Consider the following 21,309-nt stretch of genomic DNA (forward strand, 5'->3'; position numbering starts at 1 on the left):
CGCGTGTGGGGATGTTCTTGGCTTGCATGTGTTCTTCGCTTGCGTGGTCCACCGTAGGCGCGGGAGGGGAAAGCGGGGCTTGTCCGGGGTGTAGTGGTGGACCATGATCGTGTGCCTCTTTGTCAGGGGCGCACGGACCGTGTTCCGCGCGGTCGGTGAGGGCCCTCGGCGCCGGTCAGTCCGCCGACGTCGCCTTGAGGGCCAGCCACAGCTCCATCCGGGCGTCCGGGTCGTCCAGGGAGCGGCCCAGGATCTCCTCGACCCTGCGCATCCGGTACCTCAGCGTATGCCGGTGCACGCCCAGATCGGCGGCCGCCGCGTCCCACTGGCCGTGCCGGGACAGCCAGGCCCGCAGGGAGGCCACCAGGTCGCCGCGGCCCGTGGCGTCGTGCTCGTACAGCGCCCTCAGCAGGCCGTCCGCGAACGCCTTGACCGCGTCGTCGGCGAGCAGCGGCAGCACCGAACCGGCGGCCAGCTGGTCGTGCTCGACCAGTACCCGGCCCCGCCGCCTGGCGACCGACAGCGCCTGTTCGGCCTGTTTGTAGGCGGCCGACGCGCCGATCGGGCCCGACGGCGCGGACATGCCCACCACCAGGTCGTCCTCCGCGGCGGCGTCCTGGTCCGGTACGGCCCGCGCGGCCTCGCGCGCCGCCGCGTGGTCCACGCACGCGGCGGCCGCCGCTCCGCCGTCCGCGGCCAGCACCACCAGCCGCTCCCCCTCCGGCACCACCAGGACCGCCTCACCCGCCCGCGCCGCGGCCGACTCGACGGCCTCCGTGAGACCGGTGAGCAGTTCGCCGCCCGCGTCGGCGACGATCATCCGGAACGGCGCGTCGAGCAGTCCGCCGTACAGGTCCCCGGCGACGCCCCGGGCGTGGTCCGGCTGCCCGGCGAGCAGCATCCGCAGCACCGCCGCGCCGACCCGCTGCTCGGCGGCGTGCAGCGACCGGGAACGTTCCGTCGTCAGCGTGAGCAGGGCGATGGCCGAGTGCACGGCGTACCGCTCGGCGGTGCCGAGGGCGGCTGCGGTGCCGACCGCGAGGGCCGCCCGGGGCCTGCGGCCGGTGCCCAGCGAGTGCAGTTCCACCCGGTCCTCGTTGTCCGGGCCGCCCACCACCGAGGAGGCCGGTGCCGGGCGTTCCCGCAGCCGTTCCACCTCGGCCGTCAGCCGGGCCGCCCGGCGCCCCGCCCAGTCCGGCGCGGTGGCGACGACCGCGCCGGAGGCGTCGTACAGCGCCGCCCAGCCGTCGACCTGCGCGGCGAGCGCGGCCAGCAGGCCCTCGGGCCCGGCGTTCAGGGCCTGCCTGGTCAGTTCGCGCTGGGCGGCGAAACCGGCCGTCACCGCCCGGTACTGGTCGGCCGCGATCGCCGCCGAGACGGCCTTGCTGATGGCGAGGAACGGGGTGCGGCGCGGCACCTCCAGCAGCGGCAGGCCTTCCTGCTCGGCCGCGCCGACCAAGGCCTCCGGGATCTCGTCGTAGTTGACCCCTACGGCGAAACCGAGACCGACCACACCGGCTCCCACCAGGCGTTTCACATACCGGCGCATCGCCTGCGGGTCCTCCGCGTCCAGTTTCAGCGCGGTGATCAGGAGGAGTTCGCCGCCCTCCATGTACGGCACCGGGTCGGCGAGTTCGCTGACATGGGCCCAGCGCACGGGCACGTCGAGGCGGTCCTCGCCCGCGCGCACGGTCAGCTTGAGCGCGGAATGGTGGACGAGCGAGGCGAGCGTGGGTGGCATCGGGCCGTCAGGTCTTCTCTTCGGTCGGCGCACACGTGGAGCCGTGCACTGGGGCAGGTGGCCGTTGGCCGTCTCGTATGAACGGCCTCTCTCGATTCTGCCTCACTGTACGGTCACGTGGGTCGCCTCGTTCAAACCCGGCCGGCACCGCCCCTGAGGTCCACGAGCAGCGGCGGCGCGTGCTCGCCCTTGACCGTCGTCAGCGAGAGGACCGCGTGGCCCGCCGGCACGCCGTGGGCGAGTTCGGAGGCCGACCAGCGCTCGCGTTCCACCTGGCGGACGGTGACCGCGCGGGCGGTGGGCGCCTTGCCGGTGATGACCTGGCGGACGACGTGCAGCGCCTTGCCCGCCGGGGTCTCGGCGATGATCTGCCGGTCGGTGACGTCCCGGGCCTCGGTCCACTCCTTGCCCCAGACCTCGGCGAAGTCCTGGCCGTCCCACGGGGTCAGCCCGGCGAAGGCCATCCGGCAGCCGGCGGCGCCCAGCAGCGGGCCGCGCAGCGGGCGGGGCACGTCGTCCAGGGTGCGCAGGGTCAGCGCGACGCCCGCGTTGGCCGACCGCAGCCGCTGGACGGCGCGCACCGCCTCCGGCGTCACCACGCCCGTGGCGTCGTCCAGGAGCAGGCAGGCGAAGAGCGAACGGTCCTCCCGTACCGTCACGCTGGCCGTGAACTGGGCGAGCACCAGCCGGGCCAGCATCCGGGAGGCGTCCGCGTGGCCGCGCTCCGGCAGGTCGATCCGGACCCGGACCGGGTGGTCGAGGGCCCTGAGGGAGAAGGGCCGGGTCTGGCCCGAGGTGTCGAAGAACCCGGCGAAGGCCGGCCGGTCGAGCAGGGCGATGCGGTCGGCCAGGACCGAGCCGACGTCTCCCGGATGGCCCATCTGGCGTTCCCGGGCGTCCAGTTCCCGCAGCATCGACTCGTGTCCGGTGGCCGTGAGGCCCTTGCGGAGCGCGGCCACCGGGCCGGGCGCGCCGTCCAGGAGGCCGCGGAGTTCGGGGACCGAGGGGAAGCGGCCGTGGACGGCGCGGAACGGGCCGAGCAGCTGGGCGAGGACGGTGGTGGAGCGGCGGCTGTCGCTGCCGGGGTGCGGGTCGGCGAGGTCGCCGACGAGCGCCTCGGCGAGTATGGCGGCGGCCTCGTCGGGGTCGGTGGTGCCGCCGTACAGATCGAGGTCGTAGACGGACTCGGGGTGGGCGACGCGGACGACGACGTCGTAGGAGTCGGCGGGGCCGAGTCCGGCGCCGGCCGCGCCGACGACGACGACGGAGGCACGGCCGGCGAGCGCGTGCAGGCACAGCGACTCGGCGAGCGGGCGCACCAGCGAACCGGTCTTGCCGGAGCCGGCCGGGCCGACGGCGAGCAGCGAGGTGCCGAGCAGCTCGGGGCCGAGGGCGAGGCCGGTGCCGCGGTAGAGGTAGGGGTTGCGCGGGTCGTCGGCGGTCGTGCCGAGCCGTACCTGGCCGGTGACCAGGTCGTGCCGGGCGTGCCGGGCGGGCAGGTCGCGTTCGCCCGAGGGGTGCGGGCAGGCGGCGGCGCCGTCCTTGACCACGGCGGCGGCGAACGAGGCCATGCTGTGCCGGCCGCTGCGCACGCCCTGCCAGGCGCGGGCGATCCTGGCCTGGTCCACGTCCCGCATCAGTCCGGCCCGCGCCTCGGCGGCCAGCCGGTCGGCGGCCTCCGTGGCCCCGGCGGCCCGCAGGTGCGGCCACTGGGCGGGGTCCTGCTCCGGGGCCGGGGGGCGTTCCACGGCGGGGGCGCCGGCGGCCTGCGTCCAGGCGCGCGGGCCGTAGCGGCGCCAGACCTCGCCCCAGCGGCCGAGCCGGCCGACCACGAGCATGATCGCCAGGGCGATGAGGGTGTAGTAGCCGTACCAGAGGAAGGCGTTGCCGACGCGGTTGTCGGAGTGCCGCCAGGAGTCCGGGGTGAACAGCTCCAGGGGCACCACCCACCAGCCGCCGAGGTAGCCGTTCCACAGCAGCGACCAGAGCAGCCAGCCGACCAGGAACGCGATCAGCGCGCCGCTCAGCAGCTGCCGGGCCGGGATCCGCTCGGGCTCCTCCGCGGGCCTCGGGGTGTACCGGAACCGCCATACGCCGGGTACGGCCTCCGGCCTAGGCGCCCGCAGCCAGCTCACGAAGGCGGAGCCGTCGGGCCTGGGCGGCGCCCCCGGCGGCAGGTCGGGCGTCCCCGGGGGCAGGCTCGGCCGCGGCGGCACCGCGCGCGCGTCCTGTGGCCCCGCCGGACGCGGCACAGGATGCGCGTGCGTGCCCCGCGTGTCCCGCGTCCTGTCGCTGTCCATCGCCCTCTCCCCCTGACCAGCCGTTCCGTCCACCGTCAGCGAGTCAATCTAACGCCCTCCCCACGGGAGTTCACCGCTTACGCGGCCGTGGATCGGCCGGGCGGTTCGGGGGGCCGCCCGGCGGACTATGTCCACCACGGACAAGGCCGCCCCCCGACAACACCCACATGGAGCATGCCCACCTCTCATGGGCGGCCCTAGCCTGCGAAGAAAGAAGGAAAGCGTCCGGATACGCACCGCCGGAACCGCCCCGGGGCCGCCGGACTCGCACGGCGCCCCGGAACGCACGATTGATCAGGGAGCCCCCATGACCGCACTTCCGCAGGAGCGCCGCGTCGTCACCGCCATCCCCGGCCCCAAGTCGCAGGAGCTGCAGGCCCGCCGCACCGCCGCGGTCGCGCAGGGCGTCGGTTCCGTGCTGCCGGTGTTCACCGCCCGCGCGGGCGGCGGCATCATCGAGGACGTCGACGGCAACCGCCTGATCGATTTCGGTTCCGGCATCGCCGTGACCAGCGTGGGCGCCTCCGCCGAGGCCGTCGTACGCCGGGCCGCCGCCCAGCTGGCCGACTTCACCCACACCTGTTTCATGGTCACCCCCTACGAGGGGTACGTCGCCGTCGCGGAGGCGCTGGCCGAGCTGACCCCGGGCGACCACGCGAAGAAGTCCGCGCTGTTCAACAGCGGCGCCGAGGCCGTCGAGAACGCCGTGAAGATCGCCCGCGCCTACACCAAGCGGCAGGCCGTCGTCGTGTTCGACCACGGCTACCACGGGCGGACCAACCTGACCATGGCGCTGACCGCGAAGAACATGCCGTACAAGCACGGCTTCGGGCCGTTCGCGCCCGAGGTGTACCGGGTGCCGGTGGCGTACGGCTACCGCTGGCTCACCGGCCCGGAGAACGCCGGTCCCGAGGCCTCCGCCCAGGCCATCGACATGATCAAGAAGCAGATCGGCGCGGAGAACGTGGCCGCGATCATCATCGAGCCGGTGCTCGGCGAGGGCGGCTTCATCGAGCCCGCCAAGGGCTTCCTGCCGGCGATCAGCCAGTTCGCCAAGGACAACGGGATCGTGTTCGTCGCCGACGAGATCCAGTCCGGGTTCTGCCGTACCGGCCAGTGGTTCGCGTGCGAGGACGAGGGGATCGTCCCGGACCTGATCACGACCGCCAAGGGCATCGCCGGCGGTCTGCCGCTGGCGGCCGTGACGGGTCGCGCCGAGATCATGGACGCCGCGCACTCCGGCGGCCTCGGCGGCACCTACGGCGGCAACCCGGTGGCCTGCGCCGGTGCGCTCGGCGCCATCGAGACCATGAAGGAGCTGGACCTCAACGCCAAGGCGAAGGCGATCGAGGCGGTCATGAAGGCGCGGCTGTCCGCGATGGCCGAGAAGTTCGACGTCATCGGCGACGTGCGGGGCCGCGGCGCGATGATCGCCATCGAGCTGGTCAAGGACCGTACGACCAAGGAGCCGAACCCGGAGGCGACCGCCGCCCTCGCCAAGGCCTGCCACCAGGAGGGCCTGCTGGTCCTGACCTGTGGCACCTACGGCAACGTGCTGCGCTTCCTGCCGCCGCTGGTCATCGGCGAGGACCTGCTCAACGAGGGCCTCGACATCATCGAGCAGGCCTTCGCCCGGATCTGACCTCCGGTTCCGGGCGGCCCGGCCCGTGCGTCACGACCGCCCCTGCCCTCCCGCGCCGCAAGCCGCGGGAGGCTGGGGCGGCCCTCGTCAGGCCGTGTGAAGAACGTGTGCGAGGTGGATGACGGGACGCGTTTCCGCCTGTCGCCGCACCGGACTCTGCCGTAGGTTCTGACCAGATGAGAGATACACCCCGCCCACAGGGGACTGTGGGCGATTTCAGGCCGGGGCCTCCCCAGCTTCGACCTGGTCGTGCCCTCGCGCACACAGCCGGTGCCGCTGGCTCCGGATCTCCTCACCGATCGGACGGTCGCCCGCCCCAAACCCCCCGGGGCGCGCGGCGTTCCGATCCGGACGGCCGCTCCGGAACCACCCCCCCTGTTCCGGGGCGGCCGGCCTCCTTCCTCGGCCTCCCGCTCACGGGACTCCTCGGGCTCGTGGCGTTCCCGGCCCTCCTCTTCGCGCTGATCACCTGGCAGGTCGTGGCCCATGGCCCGCTGCTCCGGCTGGACGGCCGGCTGAGCAGCGCCGTCGTCCACCCGGACCGGTTCTCCGAACTGCTCTCCGACCTCGGGAACGTCCAGGTCGCGGTGCCGGTCCTGGTGATCGTCATCGGCTACGCCGTCCACCGCGGCCGCGGCACCGGTACGGACCGCTGGTGGCTGCCGCCCGCGGCGGCAGCCGTCCTGATGGCCCTGGTCCCGGCGGTCATCGTGCCGCTCAAGGACTGGACCGCCCGTCCGGGGACCCCGGCGGTGCCCCCGGCGGTCGGCTACTTCCCCTCGGGCCACACGGCCACGGCTGCGATCGCGTACGGCGCCGCGACCCTGCTCCTCCTTCCCTGGCTGCGCACGCCCGCCGCCCGCCGCGGCGCGGTCGCCGTCTGCGCGGTCCTCGTCCTCGCCGTCTCCTTCGGGCTGGTCCGGCGCGGCTACCACTGGCCGCTGGACGTGGTGGCCAGCTGGTGCCTGGCCACCGTCCTGCTGACGTCGCTGCGCCTGGTGCTCAGCCGAAGTACGCGTCGAACGTCTTCTGGAACTCCCAGTTCGAGAACCGGTCCCAGTTGACCGACCAGGTCATCAGGCCGCGCAGCGACGGCCAGGTGCCGTGGGTCGAGTACGCGCCGCAGTTCGTCTTCCTGGTGAGGCAGTCCAGGGTCTTGGTGACCTCGGCCGGTGCCACGTAGCCGTTGCCGGCGTTGACCGAGGCGGGCATGCCGATCGCTATCTGGTCCGGGCGCAGCGGCGGGAAGACGTTGGCCGCGTCGCCCGCCACCGGGAAGCCGGTGAGCAGCATGTCGGTCATGGCGATGTGGAAGTCGGCGCCGCCCATGGAGTGGTACTGGTTGTCGAGCCCCATGATCGGGCCCGAGTTGTAGTCCTGGACGTGCAGCAGCGTGAGGTCGTCGCGCAGGGCGTAGATGACCGGGAGGTAGGCCCCGCAGCGCGGGTCCTGGCCGCCGAACTTGCCGGTTCCGTAGAACTGGTAGCCCATCTGGACGAAGAAGGTCTCGGGCGCCATGGAGAGCACGAACGTGGAGCCGTACCTGGCCTTCAGGGTCTTCAGCGCCGAGATCAGGTTCACGACGACCGGGGTGGTCGGGTTCTTGAAGTCCGTGTCGTTCGCGTTCAGGGACAGCGAGTGGCCCTCGAAGTCGACGTCGAGGCCGTCCAGGCCGTAGGTGTCGATGATGTTCGAGACCGAGGAGACGAAGGCGTCCCGGGCGGCGGTGGTGGTCAGCTGGACCTGGCCGTTGGCGCCGCCGATGGAGATCAGCACCTTCTTGCCGGCCGCCTGCTTGGCCTTGACCGCGGCCTTGAAGTCGGCGTCGGACTCGACGTTCGGGCACTCGGTGACCGGGCAGCGGTTGAAGCGGATGTCCCCGGAGGTGGCCGAGGTCGGCTCGCCGAAGGCCAGGTCGATGACGTCCCAGCTGTCGGGGACGTCGGCGAGGCGGGTGTAGCCGGAGCCGTTGGCGAAGGAGGCGTGCAGGTAGCCGACCAGCGCGTGGGTGGGCAGGTCGCCGGAGCCGCCGGAGGATCCGGCGGTGGTGGTGGCCGTGACGGTGGCGGACTTCGCGGACTCGCCGGCGTCGTTCACGGCGGTGACCTGGAAGCCGTACGCCGTCGACGGGGTCAGCCCGGCCACGGTGGCCGAGGTCCCGGTGGCCGTCTGGACCTTGGTCCCGTTGCGGTAGACCGCGTAGCCCGTCGCGCCCGTGACGGCCGTCCAGGACAGGGCGACGCTGGAGGAGGTGATCGTGCCGGTCTTCAGGCCGGTCGGCGCGGCGGGCGGCTGGCCGGTGCTGCCGCCGGGGCCGACGAGGGAGATGTCGTCGGCGTTGTAGGCGCCGGTGCCGTACCAGCCGTGGGTGTAGAGGGTGACCTTGGTGGTGGCGGCGCCGGTGGTGAACGTGGTGGTGAGCTTCTGCCAGTCGGGGGCGGACGGGGTCCAGGTGGAGACGTCGGTGGTCCCGGTGCCGCCGGCGCCGAGGTAGACGTAGGCGCCGCGGACGTAGCCGGACAGGGTGTACTGCGCGCCGGGCTGGACGGTCACCGTCTGCGTGCACTGCGCGTTGTCGCTGCCGGCCGGGGTCGCCTGCAGCGCGTGGGTGCCGCTGTGCACGGGTGAGGTCACGGTGGTTCCGGCCGTACAACTCCAGTTGTCCAGGCCGGACTCGAAGCCACCATTGCGGGCGAGGTCCGCGTCGGCCGCACGGGCGGCCGACGAGAGCGCGGTGATACCGGACGCGGCCAGCAGACCGGCCGTGAGCAGGGTGAGGACAGGTCTCGCGCGAACCACAAGTACCTCCGGTGAGGGGGGAATTGGAGGAGTCGAAGCCGCGCTCAATTTGGTCCAGACCAATTCGGTTGTCAAGACCCGCGGTTCTTCACGACCGCCCATGGGACGGCGCCCCGCCCGACGGCACCCCGCCGGGCGCGCGGGGCCGCGCCATGCGCCGCTCCGCCGCGCGGGCGCGAACGACCACCCGCACCCGATCGGCGACTTCGCGGCGACGGCGCCTAGTCATCGGCCAGCCCGGCGGCGGCCTCGTGCATCGCGAGCTCCAGCAGCGCCGGATCCGTCAGCGTCCCCGACCCGTCCGGCGTCACCAGCCACCGCACCCCCTGGGTCGAGCGGCCGGGATACGGCACGACGATCCAGGTGCCTGAACCCGCCGTGCGGATCCCGGTGCCGAGCCACCGGGCGGCCGTGCCGGGCGGCACGAAGAAGCCCACCCGGTTGTCCCCGAAGTCGACCAGGACGGGTCCCGGCTGGTCGAGGACGCGGGTGAGCACGTCCAGGGTCGGGTAGCCGAGTTCGCCGGGCAGGATCAGCACGTCCCAGGCGCGGCCCGCGGGCAGCAGCGCGATCCCCAGGGGGTTGCGCTCCCACTCCCACCGGCACGCCTCGGGATCGGGTGCCACGGATGCCAGCCACTCGACCGCCGTCTTCGCCCCAGTCATCAGAAGACCTCCCAGTCCCACTCGTCGACGCGGTCGTCGCGTCACGAGGAGAGAGGGAGGTCCTCCGGGTGCATTACGCGGGTTTCGTCACCTTGCAAGAGTGACGTGGATCACACGTGTCGCGGGCGGGTCAGCTGTCGAAGCCGAGGCCCATCCGGTCCATCGCCCTGAGCCACAGGTTGCGCCGGCCGCCCTGGGCGTCGGCGCGGGCCAGCGACCACTTGGTGAGCGCGATGCCGGTCCAGGCGAACGGCTCCGGCGGGAACGGCAGCGGCTTCTTGCGGACCATCTCCAGCCGGGTGCGCTCGGTCTCCTCGCCCGCGAGCAGGTCGAGCATCACGTCGGCGCCGAAGCGGGTCGCGCCGACGCCGAGGCCGGTGTACCCGGCCGCGTACGCCACCTTTCCCTGGTGCGCGGTGCCGAAGAACGCCGAGAACCGGGAGCAGGTGTCGATCGCGCCGCCCCAGGCGTGCGTGAAGCGGACCCCTTCGAGCTGCGGGAAGCAGGTGAAGAAGTGCCCCGCGAGCTTGGCGTAGGTCTCCGGGCGGTCGTCGTACTCGGCGCGCACCCGGCCGCCGTAGTGGTGGACGGCGTCGTAACCGCCCCACAGGATCCGGTTGTCCGAGGACAGCCGGAAGTAGTGGAACTGGTTGGCCGAGTCGCCGAGGCCCTGCCGGTTCTTCCAGCCGATCGCGCCGAGCTGCTCGGCGGTGAGCGGCTCGGTCATCAGCGCGTAGTCGTAGACCGGGACGGTGTAGGCGCGGACCCGCCTGACCAGGTTCGGGAAGATGTTGGTGCCGAGCGCGACCCGCCGGGCCCGGACCGAGCCGTACGGCGTGCGTACGGCCATGCCGGCACCGTACGCCTTCAGTTCGAGGGCGGGGGTGTGCTCGTACACCCGCACGCCGAGGGCGAGGCAGGCCCGCTTGAGGCCCCAGGCGAGCTTGGCCGGGTTGATCATGGCCACGCCCCGCCGGTCCCACAGGCCGGCCTCGAAGGTCGGCGAGTCGACCTGGGCGCGCAGCGCGTCGGCGTCCAGGAACTCGACGCCGTCCGCGAGGCCCCTGCCCTCCAGCTCCCGGTGCCAGTCGCGCAGCTCCCAGGCCTGGTAGGGCTCGGTGGCCACGTCGATCTCGCCGGTGCGCTCGAACTCGCAGTCGATGCCGTGCCGGGCGACGGCGGCCTCGATCTCGTCGAGGTTGCGCCGGCCCAGCTCCTCCAGCCGGTGGATCTCGTCCGGCCAGCGGGCCAGTCCGTTGGAGAGTCCGTGGGTCAGGGAGGCGGCACAGAAGCCGCCGTTGCGGCCGGAGGCGGCCCAGCCCACCTCGCGGCCTTCCAGCAGGACCACGTCGCGCCCGGGGTCGCGCTCCTTGGCGTTGAGCGCGGTCCACAGTCCGCTGTATCCGCCGCCGACGACCAGCAGGTCACAGGTCTCGGCGCCGGTGAGCGCGGGCTCGGCGTGCGGCTTGCCGGGGTCTTCGAGCCAGTACGGGACCGGCTGTGCTTCGGAGAGGGACCTGGTCCAATCCGCCTGACGGCTCATGGCGCTTGGGGCCATGATTTTCAACTCCCTACAGAGTTTTTGTCGGTGCCTTATGCCTTTTGCCTGGTACGGCGGTTGGTGATGAGCATCGATACCAGCACGAGCAGTACCGCGACCAGGAACATGGCCGTACCGATGACGTTGATCTGGACGGGCGTGCCGCGCTGCGCCGAACCCCAGACGAACATGGGGAAGGTGACGGTGGAGCCCGCGTTGAAATTGGTGATGATGAAATCGTCGAAGGAGAGCGCGAAGGAGAGCAGCGCGCCCGCCGCGATTCCCGGGGCCGCGATGGGGAGGGTGACCCTGACGAAGGTCTGGACGGGACCCGCGTACAGGTCCCGGGCCGCCTCCTCCAGGCGCGGGTCCATCGACATCACGCGCGCCTTGACCGCGGTGACGACGAAGCTGAGGCAGAACATGATGTGGGCGATCAGGATGGTGTAGAAGCCCAGCTGGGCGCCCATGTTCAGGAAGAGGGTGAGCAGCGAGGCCGCCATGACGACCTCGGGCATCGCCATCGGCAGGAAGATCAGCGAGTTCACTGCGCCGCGGGCGCGGAACCGGTAGCGGACCAGCGCGAAGGCGATCATCGTGCCGAGGAGCGTGGCGCCGATGGTCGCCCAGACGGCGATCTGGAGGCTGAGGGAGAGCGAGCCGCACATGTCGGCCACGCCGCACGGCTGCTTCCAGGCGTCGAGCGAGAACTGCTGCCATTCGTAGTTGAAGCGCCCCTTCGGCTTGTTGAAGGAGAACACCGTGACAATGACGTTCGGAAGCAGCAGATATCCGAGGGTGAGCAGTCCCGCGATGACGACGAGACGCTTCTTGAACCAGTTGACGAGAGGCATTTAGACCAGATCCTCCGTCCCGGACCGGCGAATGTAGATCGTGACCATGAACAGGATCGCGGCCATGAGGATGAAGGAGAGCGCGGCCGCCGTCGGATAGTCGAGGATCCGCAGGAACTGCGTCTGGATGACGTTTCCGATCATGCGGGTGTCGGTGGAGCCGAGGAGTTCGGCGTTGACGTAGTCACCGGCCGCCGGGATGAAGGTCAGCAGCGTGCCGGAGACCACGCCCGGCATCGACAGCGGGAAGGTGACCTTGCGGAAGGTCGTCCAGGGCTTCGCGTACAGGTCGCCGGCGGCCTCGTGCAGCCGTCCGTCGATCCGCTCCAGCGAGGTGTAGAGCGGCAGGATCATGAACGGCAGGAAGTTGTACGTCAGACCGCAGACGACGGCCAGCGGTGTGGCGAGGACCCGGTCGCCGGCCGTCCAGCCGAGGAAGTCGGTGACGCTCAGGACGTGCAGCGAGTTCAGCGCGTGCACGACCGGGCCGTTGTCGGCGAGGATCGTCTTCCAGGCCAGGGTGCGGATCAGGAAGCTGGTGAAGAACGGCGCGATCACCAGGATCATGATCAGGTTCCGCCAGCGGCCCGCCCGGAAGGCGATCAGGTACGCCAGCGGGTAGCCGAGCAGCAGGCAGAGCACGGTGGCCCCGGCCGCGTAGAAGACGGACCGCAGGAACTGCGGCCAGTACTCGCTCAGCGCGTTCCAGTAGGTCGCGAAGTGCCAGGTGACCTTGTAGCCCTCTTCCAGGGAACCCGTCTGGACGGACGTGGACGCCTGGTAGATCATCGGCAGCGCGAAGAAGATCACCAGCCAGAGCAGGCCGGGCAGCAGCAGCCAGTACGGCGTGAAGCGGCCGCGTCTGCGCGGCGGCTTCGACGTCTCGGGTTCGGCGGGCGCCAGCGGCGGCGGCGCCTCGGAGAGTGTGGCCATCAGGCGGCTTCCTCCTCGGTGCCGGCGGAGCCCGTCGTCCCGGCAAGCGGGGACTGGGCGGCGTCGAGACCGAACGTGTGCGCCGGGCTCCAGTGCAGGACCACGTCGGCGCCCGGGACGAGCCGGCCGTCGCGGTCGACGTTCTGCACGTACACCGCGAACTCCGGGCAGACCGCGCTGTCGATGACGTACTGCGTGGAGACACCGATGAAGCTGGCGTCGGCGATCTTGCCGGTGATCCGGTTGCGTCCCTCCGGGATGGACCCGGCGTCGTCGGCGTGGGTGAGGGAGATCTTCTCGGGCCGGATGCCGACCAGCACCTTGCCGCCCGTCGTGGTCGGCGCCGAACATCGCGCCTCGGGCAGGACGAGCTTGCCGCCGCCCGCCTTCAGCACGAGGTCGCCGCCGTTCCTGGTGTCCACCTCGGCCTCGATCAGGTTCGAGGTGCCGAGGAAGTTGGCGACGAAGGTGGTGTTCGGGTTCTCGTACAGGTCGGTGGGCGAGCCGAGCTGCTCCACGCGTCCCGCGTTCATCACGGCGACCGTGTCGGCCATGGTCATGGCCTCCTCCTGGTCGTGCGTGACGTGGACGAAGGTGATGCCGACCTCGGTCTGGATCCGCTTGAGCTCCAGCTGCATCTGGCGGCGCAGCTTGAGGTCGAGGGCGCCGAGCGGCTCGTCGAGGAGCAGCACCTTGGGGTGGTTGATCAGCGCCCGGGCCACCGCGACCCGCTGCTGCTGGCCGCCGGAGAGCTGGTGCGGTTTCTTGCGCGCCTGCTCGCCGAGCTGGACCAGCTCCAGCATCTCCTCGACCTGCTTCTTCACGCTCTTGATGCCGCGCCGGCGCAGGCCGAAGGCGACGTTCTCGAAGATGTCGAGGTGCGGGAAGAGGGCGTAGGACTGGAAGACCGTGTTCACCGGCCGCTTGTACGGCGGCAGACGGGTCACGTCCTGGTCGCCGAGGTGCACGGTGCCGCTGGTCGGCTCCTCCAGGCCCGCGATCATGCGCAGGGTGGTCGTCTTGCCGCAGCCGGAGGCTCCGAGCAGGGCGAAGAAGGAACCCTGGGGCACGGTCAGGTCCATCGGCTTCACGGCGGTGAAGCCGTTGTCGTAGGTCTTGCCGATACCGGTGAGGCGGACGTCGCCGCTGCTGTCTGTCGTCGTCATGGTGTCGTCACGCCCCTGTGAGCTTCGCGAACTTCTGCTGGTAGGCCGTCTCTTCCTTCGAGCTGAGGGCTCGGAAGGCGTGGGACCTGGCCTGCATGGCCTTGTCGGGAACGATCAGCGGGTTGGCGGCCGCCGACTTGTCGATCTTGGCGAGGTACGGCTGCACGTCCGCGACCGGACTGACGTAGTTGACGTAGGCGGAGAGTTCGGCGGCCGGCTCGGGTTCGTAGTAGAAGTCGATGAGCCGCTCGGCGTTCGTCTTGTGGCGCGCCTTGTTGGGAATCATCAGGTTGTCGGTCGACGTCATGTAGCCGCTGTCCGGGATGACGTACGCGACGTCCGGGTTGTCGGCCTGGAGCTGTACGACGTCTCCGCCCCAGGCGACGCAGGCGGCCAGGTCGCCCTTGCTGAGGTCCGAGGTGTAGTCGTTGCCGGTGAACCGGCGGATCTGCCCCTTGTCGACGGCCTTCTGGAGGCGGGCGATCACCGCGTCGTAGTTGTCGTCGGTGAACTTCGCCGGGTCGATGCCCATGTCGAGCATGGTCATGCCGACGGTGTCCCGCATCTCGGTGAGCAGCCCGACCCGGCCCTTGAGCGCGGGGTTGTCGAGCAGGTCGGAGACCGACTTCACCTCGACGCCGTCCAGGGCCTTCTTGTTGAAGGCGACGACGGTCGAGATGCCCTGCCAGGGGTAGGAGTAGGCGCGGCCCGGGTCCCAGTCGGGACTGCGGAACTGGTCGGTCAGGTTGGCGAAGGCGTGCGGGAGGTGGGACGCGTCCAGCTTCTGGACGTAGCCGAGCCGGATCATGCGGGCGGCCAGCCAGTCGGTGAGGACGATCAGGTCGCGTCCGGTGTCCTGGCCCGCGGCGAGCTGCGGCTGGATCTTGCCGAAGAACTCGTCGTTGTCGTTGATGTCCTCGGTGTACTTCACCGTGATGCCGGTCCGCTTGCGGAAGGCGTCGAGGGTCGGGTGGGTCTTCCCGCTGTCGTCGACGTCGATGTACTCGGGCCAGTTGGAGAAGTTGACCACCTTCTCCGCGGCCGAGTGGTCGTCGGCGGAGACGCCGCCCTGGGACTTGCCCGCCGCGGGGATGCCGCAGGCGCTCAGTGCCCCGACGCCGCCGACCGCGAGCGCACCGCCCAGGAACGACCGGCGGGCCAGGGCGGCCCTGCCGCTGCGGAGGCTGCGCCGGATGGCGGCCACTTCGACCGGCGAAGGGCGGTCGGGCTCGTACTGCCTCATGCGCTGGATGCCCTTTCGGGAAGAGGGCCGTGATGAGCGGCCGCAGGTATGACTATCGGTCCCCGAAGATCGTGCGGTGCCAGTCCTTCCTGGCCACCGCAGTGTTGTCGAACATTACGTGCTTGACCTGGGTGTACTCCTCGAACGAGTACACCGACATGTCCTTGCCGAAGCCGGACGCCTTGTAGCCGCCGTGCGGCATCTCGCTGATGATCGGAATGTGGTCGTTGACCCACACACACCCCGCCTTGATCTCGCGGGTGGCGCGGTTCGCGCGGTAGACGCTGCCGGTCCACGCGGAGGAGGCAAGGCCGTACGGGGTGTCGTTGGCCAGCCGGATGCCCTCATCATCACTGTCGAACGGCAGAACGACCAGCACCGGACCGAAGATCTCGGACTGGACGACCTCGCTGTCCTGCGGCGCGTCGGCGATCAGCGTGGGCCGGTAGTAGGCGCCGCCCTTCAGCTCGCCCTGCGGCGCCTCGCCACCGGTGACCACGCGCGCGTAGCCGCGCGCCCGCTCCACGAAGCCGGCGACCCGGTCCCGCTGGGCGTGCGAGATCAGCGGTCCGAGGTCGGTGCCCGGGGCGAACGGGTCGCCCAGCCGCACGGTCTCCATCAGGGCGGCCGTCCGCTCGACGAAGGCGTCGTACAGCGGCCGCTGCACGTAGGCGCGGGTGGCGGCGGTGCAGTCCTGCCCGGTGTTGATGAGCGCCCCGGCGACGGCGCCGTTCGCGGCCGCCTCCAGATCGGCGTCGTCGAAGACGACGAACGGCGCCTTGCCGCCGAGTTCCAGGTGGAGCCGCTTGACGGTCGCGGTGGCGACCTCGGCGACCCGCTTTCCGACGCCGGTGGAGCCGGTGAAGGAGGTCATGGCGACGTCGGGGTGCCCGACGAGGTGTTCACCGGCCTCCCGCCCGGTCCCGGTGACGATGTTGACGACACCGTCGGGGATGCCGGCGAGGGTGGCCGCCTCGGCGAAGAGCAGCGAGGTCAGCGGCGTCAGCTCGGCCGGCTTCAGCACGATCGTGTTGCCGGCCGCGATCGCCGGGAGGATCTTCCACGCGGCCATCTGGAGCGGGTAGTTCCAGGGCGCGATCGACCCGACGACGCCGATCGCCTCGCGGCGGACGTACGAGGTGTGGTCGCCGGAGTACTCACCCGCCGCCTGGCCCTGCAGGTGCCGGGCGGCACCCGCGAAGAACGCGGTGTTGTCGATGGTCCCCGGCACGTCGAACTCGCGCGACAGCTTGAGCGGCTTGCCGCACTGGAGCGACTCGGCGCGGGCGAACTCCTCCGCGCGGTCGGCGAGCACGGCGGCGAACCGGTGCAGCGCGTCCGACCGCTCGCCGGGGGTCACTCCGGACCAGCCGGGGAACGCGTCCCGCGCGGCGGCCACGGCCCGGTCGACGTCGTCCGTCCCGGCCAGCTCGTAGGTGTAGACCTCCGCGCCGGTGGCCGGGTCGACGACGGCGTGGGTACGGCCCGAGGTGCCCTTGCGGAACCGGCCCGCGATGAACTGCGCGCCGCCCGCGAGCCGCTCCTGCGCGGGGAAGGTCTCCGGGGTGGCGGTGCCCGGCTTGTCCATGTCGCTTCTCCTCCGCCGTCACCCCGTCCCGAGAGGCGGGTGGCGTAGCTCCAGCTCGATTTGACTGCCGATCCTGACAGAGCAGTGGGAGTCCAACAAGTGATTCCGTTGTTGCCTTTTGGTTACGCGACGGAATCTGTCGACCACCTGTCGAGTCAAGGAGGAAAAGGCGGGACGGAGTGTCAGTGGTGCCTGCCAGACTGCCGTGCATGGTGAAGATCGATTCCGCGGAAGCCCTGATCAGGGCGATCCGGGCAGGGGCCGGGATCACGTACCTGCACTTCTGGGGACACCGGCCGAGGCACGACGGGCAGCTCTCGGCGAGCTGCCTGAGCCAGTGGTGGCCGTCACCCTTCGTGGTCGACGGTGTGGAGTACGCGACCGCCGAGCACTGGATGATGGCAGGAAAGGCCCGGCTGTTCGGGGACGCGGAGGCGGAGCGCCGGATCGTGGCGGCCGGGCATCCCGCGGCCGCGAAGAAGGCGGGCCGGCTGGTCAGGAACTTCGACGAGGCGACATGGCAGCAGGAGCGCTTCGGGATCGTCACCGAGGGCAGCGTGCACAAGTTCGCCGCCGACCCGGACCTGCGGGCGTTCCTGCTCGCGACCGGCGACCGCGTACTGGTGGAGGCGAGCCCGATGGACCGGGTCTGGGGCATCGGCCTGGCGGCGACCGACGAGGCAGCCACGGACCCGTCCCGCTGGAAGGGCCTGAACCTGCTGGGCTTCGCTCTGATGGAGGCGAGGGAGCGGCTGCGGGGGTCCGCGGGGGCGGAGGCGTAGAGGTAAGGGGGGCGGGGCGTGTGTCGGCGGGATTCCCGCCCGGCGGGGGGGCGCGCGTCTGTGGGATTCCCGTCCGACGGGGGGCGCGCGTCGGGGGGATTCCGCCTGGCGGATGGCGCGCGTCGGCGGGATTCCGTGCGACGGGGGGCGGGGCGCGTGTCGGCGGGATTCCCGCCCGGCGAGGGGGCGCGCGTCTGCGGGATTCCCGTCCGACGGGGGGCGGGAATCCCCTCCGGCGGGAGACGGGTCCGCAGCGCGCGGTAGGCCGACGTTCCCCACTGGCGGAGGCGCGGGGCGCGGCGGATAGGGGGCGGGATTCCCGTCCGGCACCCTCCGGCGGGGGGCCGGGAACGCGGCACGCATGGAAAGGGGGTCAGGCCGAAGCGGCGCGGGGCCCCATCCGCCAGCGGCTCGGGCGCGGGGGTGAGGCCTGCCCCGCTCACCCGCGCCTTGCGACCACGGCCACCGGGAGACTCGCTAACGCGTGCTCGCCACCACCAGCGCCGCGATGAAGGCCACGGCGAGGAGGAGCCCCACCGAGCCGCAGATGATCCCCGCCAGGGCCTGGCCTCCGTTGGTGGCCTCCCCGCGCCGGACCCGGGCGCGGCCGATCGAGCCGAAGACGATGGCCAGCACCCCCATCACCAGCGCGACCGGCCACGCGCAGAACCCGACGACACTGATGATCCCGGTGACGAGACTCCCCGTGCCCAGACCGTTGTTGGGCATCGGCTGCATGCCGGGCCAGCCGCCGTACCCGCCAGGGCCGCCGGGGTACGGCGGATACGGCTGTCCCGGGTAGCCGTAGGCGGGACCAGGACCCGGACCAGGTCCCGGCCCCGGTGCGCCCGGGTAGCCGTAGGGAACCGGTCCCGGCCCGCCCGGCGCCAGCGGCGGCGGAGGCACGGCCGCGCCCTGCGGATACATCGGCACCGGCGGAGCGGGAGGGGTCGGCGCGGGCCAGGTGCCGGGCGCCGCGAAAGGCTCGGCCGGCGCCGCGTCCGGCGGAGCCCCGTACGGGTTCGCCCAGTCCTGGGGAGGCACCCGGTCCTGCGGGCCCGGCAGCGCGGCGACGGTCTGCTGGTCGTGGACCGACGGCCGCACCGGCGCCGGCGCCGCCCCCTCCGCCGTGTCCGCGGTCTTGTCCAGCCGTATCCTCGCACCGTCCGGCGCCTCGTCAGCCATCTCGCGATGTCCCCTCTCCTGCACGCGTGCCGCCGTCATGCTAAGGCCCGTCCCGCGCCGACGCCGGTCCGGCCTACGATGGCCCGGAATCACCGATCAGCCGATCACCGCGCGGAGGCGCAGCTCACGGCCGTGAACACCGCCCGAGGCACCCTCGCGCCGTTCCGGGGAGGAACCCTTGACCGACCACCGCACCGACCCCGCCCTCCGCGATGTGCACGCCTTCATCGCCGGGCTGCCCAAGGCCGAACTGCACGTCCACCACGTCGGCTCCGCCTCTCCCCGGATCGTGTCCGAACTGGCCGCCCGGCACCCCGACTCCAAGGTGCCCAGCGACCCCGAGGCCCTGGCCGACTACTTCACCTTCACGGACTTCGCGCACTTCATCGACGTCTATCTCTCGGTCGTCGACCTCATCCGTACGCCCGAGGACGTCCGGCTGCTCACCTACGAGGTCGCCCGCGAACTCGCCCGCCAGCAGGTGCGCTACGCCGAGCTGACCATCACCCCGTTCTCCTCCACCCGCCGCGGGATCGACGCGCGGGCCTTCATGGACGCCATCGAGGACGCCCGCAGAGCGGCGGAGACCGAGTTCGGGACGGTGCTGCGGTGGTGCTTCGACATCCCCGGCGAGGCGGGCCTCGAGGCCGCCGAGGAGACGGTCCGGCTCGCGACCGACGACCGGCTCCGCCCGGAGGGCCTGGTCTCCTTCGGTCTCGGCGGCCCCGAGATCGGCGTGCCCCGGCCGCAGTTCAAGCCGTACTTCGACCGGGCGGTGGCGGCCGGCCTGCACTCCGTCCCGCACGCCGGTGAGACCACCGGCCCGCAGACGGTCTGGGACGCCCTCGTCGACCTGCACGCCGAGCGCATCGGGCACGGCACCAGCTCCGCGCAGGACCCGAAGCTCCTCGACCACCTCGCCGACCGGCGCATCGCGCTGGAGGTGTGCCCGACCTCCAACATCGCCACCCGCGCCGTCCGCACTTTCGACGAGCACCCGATCAGGACGTTCGTGGACGCGGGCGTGCTGGTCACGGTCAACTCCGACGACCCGCCGATGTTCGGCACCGACCTGAACAACGAGTACGCCGTCGCCGCCCGCCTCCTCGGCCTCGACGAACGCGGCGTCGCCGACCTCGCCAAGAACGCGGTGGAGGCGTCCTTCCTGGATCTGGCCGGCAAGGCCAGGATCTCCGCCGAGATCGACGCGTACACGAAGGCATGGCTCGCCCCCTGAGGAACCGCCGCGGGCCCCTGAGAGCATGGGCCCATGCAGACCGTGACCGCCGTGGCCCACCGCGGCGACCCCTATCGCATCCGTGAGAACACGTCGGCCTCCCTGCGTTCCGCGCTCCAGCACGGCGCGGACGCGGTGGAGATCGACGTACGGCTGACCCGGGACGGCGTCCCGGTCCTCCTGCACGACGCGACCCTCAAACGCCTCTGGGCGGTCGACCGGCCGCTGTCCGCGCTCTCCGCGGAGGAGGTGCGCGGTCTCACGGACGGCGGCGTGCCGACGCTCGCCGAGGCGCTGGCCGCGACGGCTGACAGCCGCGTGATGATCGACCTGCCCGGCGGTCCGAGCGAGCGGGCGGTGGCGCGGATCGTCGCCGTGGCCCGGGAGTGCGGTGCGGCGGAGCGCGTCTACTACACGGGGGACGCGGCCGCGATGCTGGCGGTGCGGGCGGCGGACGGGGCGGCCGAGATCGCCCTGACCCGCACGACGTCGGCGCCCGTGCGCCCGGCGCTCCTGGACGTGATCCGCCCCCGTTTCCTCAACTTCCGCTTCACCCTGCTCGACCACGACCTCATCGAGCACGTCCACCACGGCGGTCACCTGGTCTCGTGCTGGACCCCGGACACCCGCCGCGCGATGCGCCGCCTGCTGGACATGGGCGTCGACTCCGTCACGACGAACCGGGTGGACGTGCTCGACGCGCTCCGCCGACGGTCCGCCGAGGGCTGACCGGCCGTACGGGGCAGAGGGCGGGCCGGACGGAAGCCCCCCTCTGCCGGGCCGGCCGATCCAGGCGTAGCATCTGAACGAAACAGTTTCGTTCACGGAACGGACCTCGCATGGAGAAGACAGGCACGGTCTCCGTACTCGTCGTCAACGGCCAGTCCCTGCAACGCCTCGCCCTGCGCATGCTGCTCACCGCCGAGCCCGGCCTGACGGTCGCCGGGGAGGCGACGGACGGGGACGAAGCGATCCGCGCGAGCGCCGAACTCCGCCCCGACGTCGTGCTGATGGACGGCCGGCTGTCCGGTGCGGCCGGTACCGGGACCATCCGGCACCTGACCCACCCGGCTCCCCGGACGCCCCGCGTCCCCGGATTCCCCGCCGCCGAGGAGACCCATGTCCCCCGGATCCTGGTGCTGACCCCGGCCGGACAGGAGGCGGAGGCCTGGGCAGCGCTGCGCGCGGGCGCCGGCGGCTTCCTCCTCGACGACGCCGATCCTGCCGAACTGACCGCGGCGATCCGGGTGGTGGCCGCCGGGGAGGCCGTCATCCCGCCCGGCCCGACCCGTGCGCTCATCGACGCCGTCCGCGAGCAGCACACCGTCCGCCCCCTCCCCCGCGTCGCCGGGCTCGGCGCGCTCACCGGACGCGAGCGCGACGTTCTGGTCGCCGTGGCCTCCGGCTGGTCCAACGCCGAGATCGCCCAGTGGCTGTCCATCGCACCGACCACCGTGAAGACCCACGTCAGCAACGTCCTCGCGAAGATCGGTGCCCGCGCCCGCGTCCAGGCGGTGACCTTCGCCTACGAGACGGGCCTGATCCGCCCGGCCGCGTGACGCGGGCCGCGACACCCCTGCCTCCATCCATGCACCACACGCATGGGCAACCTCTTTGTCAGGCATTGGACGCAT

Annotated in this window: 16 protein-coding genes and 1 pseudogene; 6 read left to right on the forward strand and 11 right to left on the reverse strand. The window is 71.8% G+C overall.

Features of this window, described 5'->3' with window-relative positions; translation table 11 throughout:
* Window positions 1-175 precede the first annotated feature (175 nt).
* Both ACIRQ9_RS19625 and ACIRQ9_RS19630 read right to left on the reverse strand, forming a co-directional pair.
* Window positions 176-1,741 (reverse strand): PucR family transcriptional regulator, encoded by a 1,566-nt coding sequence (locus ACIRQ9_RS19625; RefSeq protein WP_404174576.1) that lies wholly within the window; start codon window positions 1,739-1,741, stop codon window positions 176-178.
* Between the two features lie 131 nt (window positions 1,742-1,872).
* Window positions 1,873-4,041, reverse strand: a complete 2,169-nt coding sequence (locus ACIRQ9_RS19630; RefSeq protein WP_404174579.1) for an ATP-binding protein — start codon at window positions 4,039-4,041, stop codon at window positions 1,873-1,875.
* A 307-nt stretch (window positions 4,042-4,348) separates the two neighbouring features.
* On the opposite strand from ACIRQ9_RS19630, the gene gabT reads away from it, so the two are divergent.
* Together gabT and ACIRQ9_RS19640 are read left to right on the forward strand one after the other, a co-directional pair.
* The gene (gene gabT / locus ACIRQ9_RS19635) at window positions 4,349-5,683 is read left to right on the forward strand and encodes a 4-aminobutyrate--2-oxoglutarate transaminase (RefSeq protein ID WP_404174582.1); all 1,335 of its coding nucleotides are present in this window, start codon (window positions 4,349-4,351) and stop codon (window positions 5,681-5,683) included.
* A gap of 176 nt (window positions 5,684-5,859) precedes the next feature.
* Window positions 5,860-6,747, forward strand: a complete 888-nt coding sequence (locus ACIRQ9_RS19640; RefSeq protein WP_404174585.1) for a phosphatase PAP2 family protein — start codon at window positions 5,860-5,862, stop codon at window positions 6,745-6,747.
* On the opposite strand, the gene ACIRQ9_RS19645 is transcribed toward ACIRQ9_RS19640, so the two are convergent.
* From ACIRQ9_RS19645 to ACIRQ9_RS19680, 8 genes are all read right to left on the reverse strand, one after another.
* On the reverse strand, window positions 6,686-8,482 hold the full coding sequence (locus ACIRQ9_RS19645; protein ID WP_404174588.1) for a chitinase: 1,797 nt from the start codon (window positions 8,480-8,482) through the stop codon (window positions 6,686-6,688). The genes ACIRQ9_RS19640 and ACIRQ9_RS19645 overlap by 62 nt on opposite strands.
* A 221-nt stretch (window positions 8,483-8,703) precedes the next feature.
* The gene (locus ACIRQ9_RS19650; protein WP_404174591.1) at window positions 8,704-9,147 is read right to left on the reverse strand and encodes a hypothetical protein; all 444 of its coding nucleotides are present in this window, start codon (window positions 9,145-9,147) and stop codon (window positions 8,704-8,706) included.
* Between the two features lie 130 nt (window positions 9,148-9,277).
* Window positions 9,278-10,705: an NAD(P)/FAD-dependent oxidoreductase gene (locus tag ACIRQ9_RS19655; RefSeq protein ID WP_404174594.1), complete on the reverse strand. Its 1,428-nt coding sequence runs from the start codon at window positions 10,703-10,705 to the stop codon at window positions 9,278-9,280.
* Window positions 10,706-10,740: 35 nt separating this feature from the next.
* Window positions 10,741-11,541, reverse strand: a complete 801-nt coding sequence (locus ACIRQ9_RS19660; protein ID WP_404174597.1) for an ABC transporter permease — start codon at window positions 11,539-11,541, stop codon at window positions 10,741-10,743.
* Window positions 11,542-12,474: an ABC transporter permease gene (locus ACIRQ9_RS19665; protein WP_404174600.1), complete on the reverse strand. Its 933-nt coding sequence runs from the start codon at window positions 12,472-12,474 to the stop codon at window positions 11,542-11,544.
* Complete coding sequence (locus tag ACIRQ9_RS19670; RefSeq protein WP_404174603.1) at window positions 12,474-13,640, reverse strand: ABC transporter ATP-binding protein; 1,167 nt, start codon at window positions 13,638-13,640, stop codon at window positions 12,474-12,476. Before ACIRQ9_RS19670 ends, ACIRQ9_RS19665 begins: the two co-directional genes overlap by 1 nt.
* Window positions 13,641-13,647: 7 nt before the next feature.
* On the reverse strand, window positions 13,648-14,883 hold the full coding sequence (locus ACIRQ9_RS19675) for a PotD/PotF family extracellular solute-binding protein (RefSeq protein ID WP_404174606.1): 1,236 nt from the start codon (window positions 14,881-14,883) through the stop codon (window positions 13,648-13,650).
* Between the two features lie 52 nt (window positions 14,884-14,935).
* On the reverse strand, window positions 14,936-16,471 hold the full coding sequence (locus ACIRQ9_RS19680; RefSeq protein ID WP_404174609.1) for a gamma-aminobutyraldehyde dehydrogenase: 1,536 nt from the start codon (window positions 16,469-16,471) through the stop codon (window positions 14,936-14,938).
* 209 nt (window positions 16,472-16,680) lie between these two features.
* Between ACIRQ9_RS19680 and ACIRQ9_RS19685 the strand changes: the two genes are divergently transcribed.
* Window positions 16,681-17,253, forward strand: a complete 573-nt coding sequence (locus ACIRQ9_RS19685; protein WP_404174612.1) for an NADAR family protein — start codon at window positions 16,681-16,683, stop codon at window positions 17,251-17,253.
* Between the two features lie 477 nt (window positions 17,254-17,730).
* Here the strand turns inward: ACIRQ9_RS19685 and ACIRQ9_RS19690 are convergent, their stop codons facing one another.
* Entirely contained in the window at window positions 17,731-18,438 is a 708-nt protein-coding gene (locus tag ACIRQ9_RS19690) for a DUF4190 domain-containing protein (protein WP_404174615.1), read from the reverse strand.
* A gap of 68 nt (window positions 18,439-18,506) precedes the next feature.
* On the opposite strand from ACIRQ9_RS19690, the pseudogene ACIRQ9_RS19695 reads away from it, so the two are divergent.
* The 3 genes and pseudogenes from ACIRQ9_RS19695 to ACIRQ9_RS19705 form a co-directional block, all read left to right on the forward strand.
* A pseudogene (locus tag ACIRQ9_RS19695) lies at window positions 18,507-19,675 on the forward strand (adenosine deaminase); the annotation flags it as partial.
* Window positions 19,676-19,708: 33 nt separating this feature from the next.
* Window positions 19,709-20,404: a glycerophosphodiester phosphodiesterase gene (locus ACIRQ9_RS19700; protein ID WP_404174618.1), complete on the forward strand. Its 696-nt coding sequence runs from the start codon at window positions 19,709-19,711 to the stop codon at window positions 20,402-20,404.
* Between the two features lie 110 nt (window positions 20,405-20,514).
* Window positions 20,515-21,234, forward strand: a complete 720-nt coding sequence (locus ACIRQ9_RS19705) for a LuxR C-terminal-related transcriptional regulator (protein ID WP_404174621.1) — start codon at window positions 20,515-20,517, stop codon at window positions 21,232-21,234.
* The last annotated feature ends 75 nt before the right edge of the window (window positions 21,235-21,309 follow it).

Origin of the sequence: Streptomyces sp. NPDC101237 (assembly GCF_044767465.1) — a bacterium.
GTDB lineage: Bacteria > Actinomycetota > Actinomycetes > Streptomycetales > Streptomycetaceae > Streptomyces > Streptomyces gramineus.

Coding starts and splice junctions, on each gene's coding strand:
- gabT (WP_404174582.1), top strand. CDS start 4,349: ATGACCGCACTTCCGCAGGAGCGCCGCGTCGTCACCGCCATCCCCGGC.
- ACIRQ9_RS19625 (WP_404174576.1), bottom strand. CDS start 1,741: ATGCCACCCACGCTCGCCTCGCTCGTCCACCATTCCGCGCTCAAGCTG.
- ACIRQ9_RS19690 (WP_404174615.1), bottom strand. CDS start 18,438: ATGGCTGACGAGGCGCCGGACGGTGCGAGGATACGGCTGGACAAGACC.
- ACIRQ9_RS19660 (WP_404174597.1), bottom strand. CDS start 11,541: ATGCCTCTCGTCAACTGGTTCAAGAAGCGTCTCGTCGTCATCGCGGGA.
- ACIRQ9_RS19640 (WP_404174585.1), top strand. CDS start 5,860: ATGAGAGATACACCCCGCCCACAGGGGACTGTGGGCGATTTCAGGCCG.
- ACIRQ9_RS19680 (WP_404174609.1), bottom strand. CDS start 16,471: ATGGACAAGCCGGGCACCGCCACCCCGGAGACCTTCCCCGCGCAGGAG.
- ACIRQ9_RS19685 (WP_404174612.1), top strand. CDS start 16,681: ATGGTGAAGATCGATTCCGCGGAAGCCCTGATCAGGGCGATCCGGGCA.
- ACIRQ9_RS19675 (WP_404174606.1), bottom strand. CDS start 14,883: ATGAGGCAGTACGAGCCCGACCGCCCTTCGCCGGTCGAAGTGGCCGCC.
- ACIRQ9_RS19700 (WP_404174618.1), top strand. CDS start 19,709: ATGCAGACCGTGACCGCCGTGGCCCACCGCGGCGACCCCTATCGCATC.
- ACIRQ9_RS19705 (WP_404174621.1), top strand. CDS start 20,515: ATGGAGAAGACAGGCACGGTCTCCGTACTCGTCGTCAACGGCCAGTCC.
- ACIRQ9_RS19670 (WP_404174603.1), bottom strand. CDS start 13,640: ATGACGACGACAGACAGCAGCGGCGACGTCCGCCTCACCGGTATCGGC.
- ACIRQ9_RS19655 (WP_404174594.1), bottom strand. CDS start 10,705: ATGGCCCCAAGCGCCATGAGCCGTCAGGCGGATTGGACCAGGTCCCTC.
- ACIRQ9_RS19650 (WP_404174591.1), bottom strand. CDS start 9,147: ATGACTGGGGCGAAGACGGCGGTCGAGTGGCTGGCATCCGTGGCACCC.
- ACIRQ9_RS19630 (WP_404174579.1), bottom strand. CDS start 4,041: ATGGACAGCGACAGGACGCGGGACACGCGGGGCACGCACGCGCATCCT.
- ACIRQ9_RS19665 (WP_404174600.1), bottom strand. CDS start 12,474: ATGGCCACACTCTCCGAGGCGCCGCCGCCGCTGGCGCCCGCCGAACCC.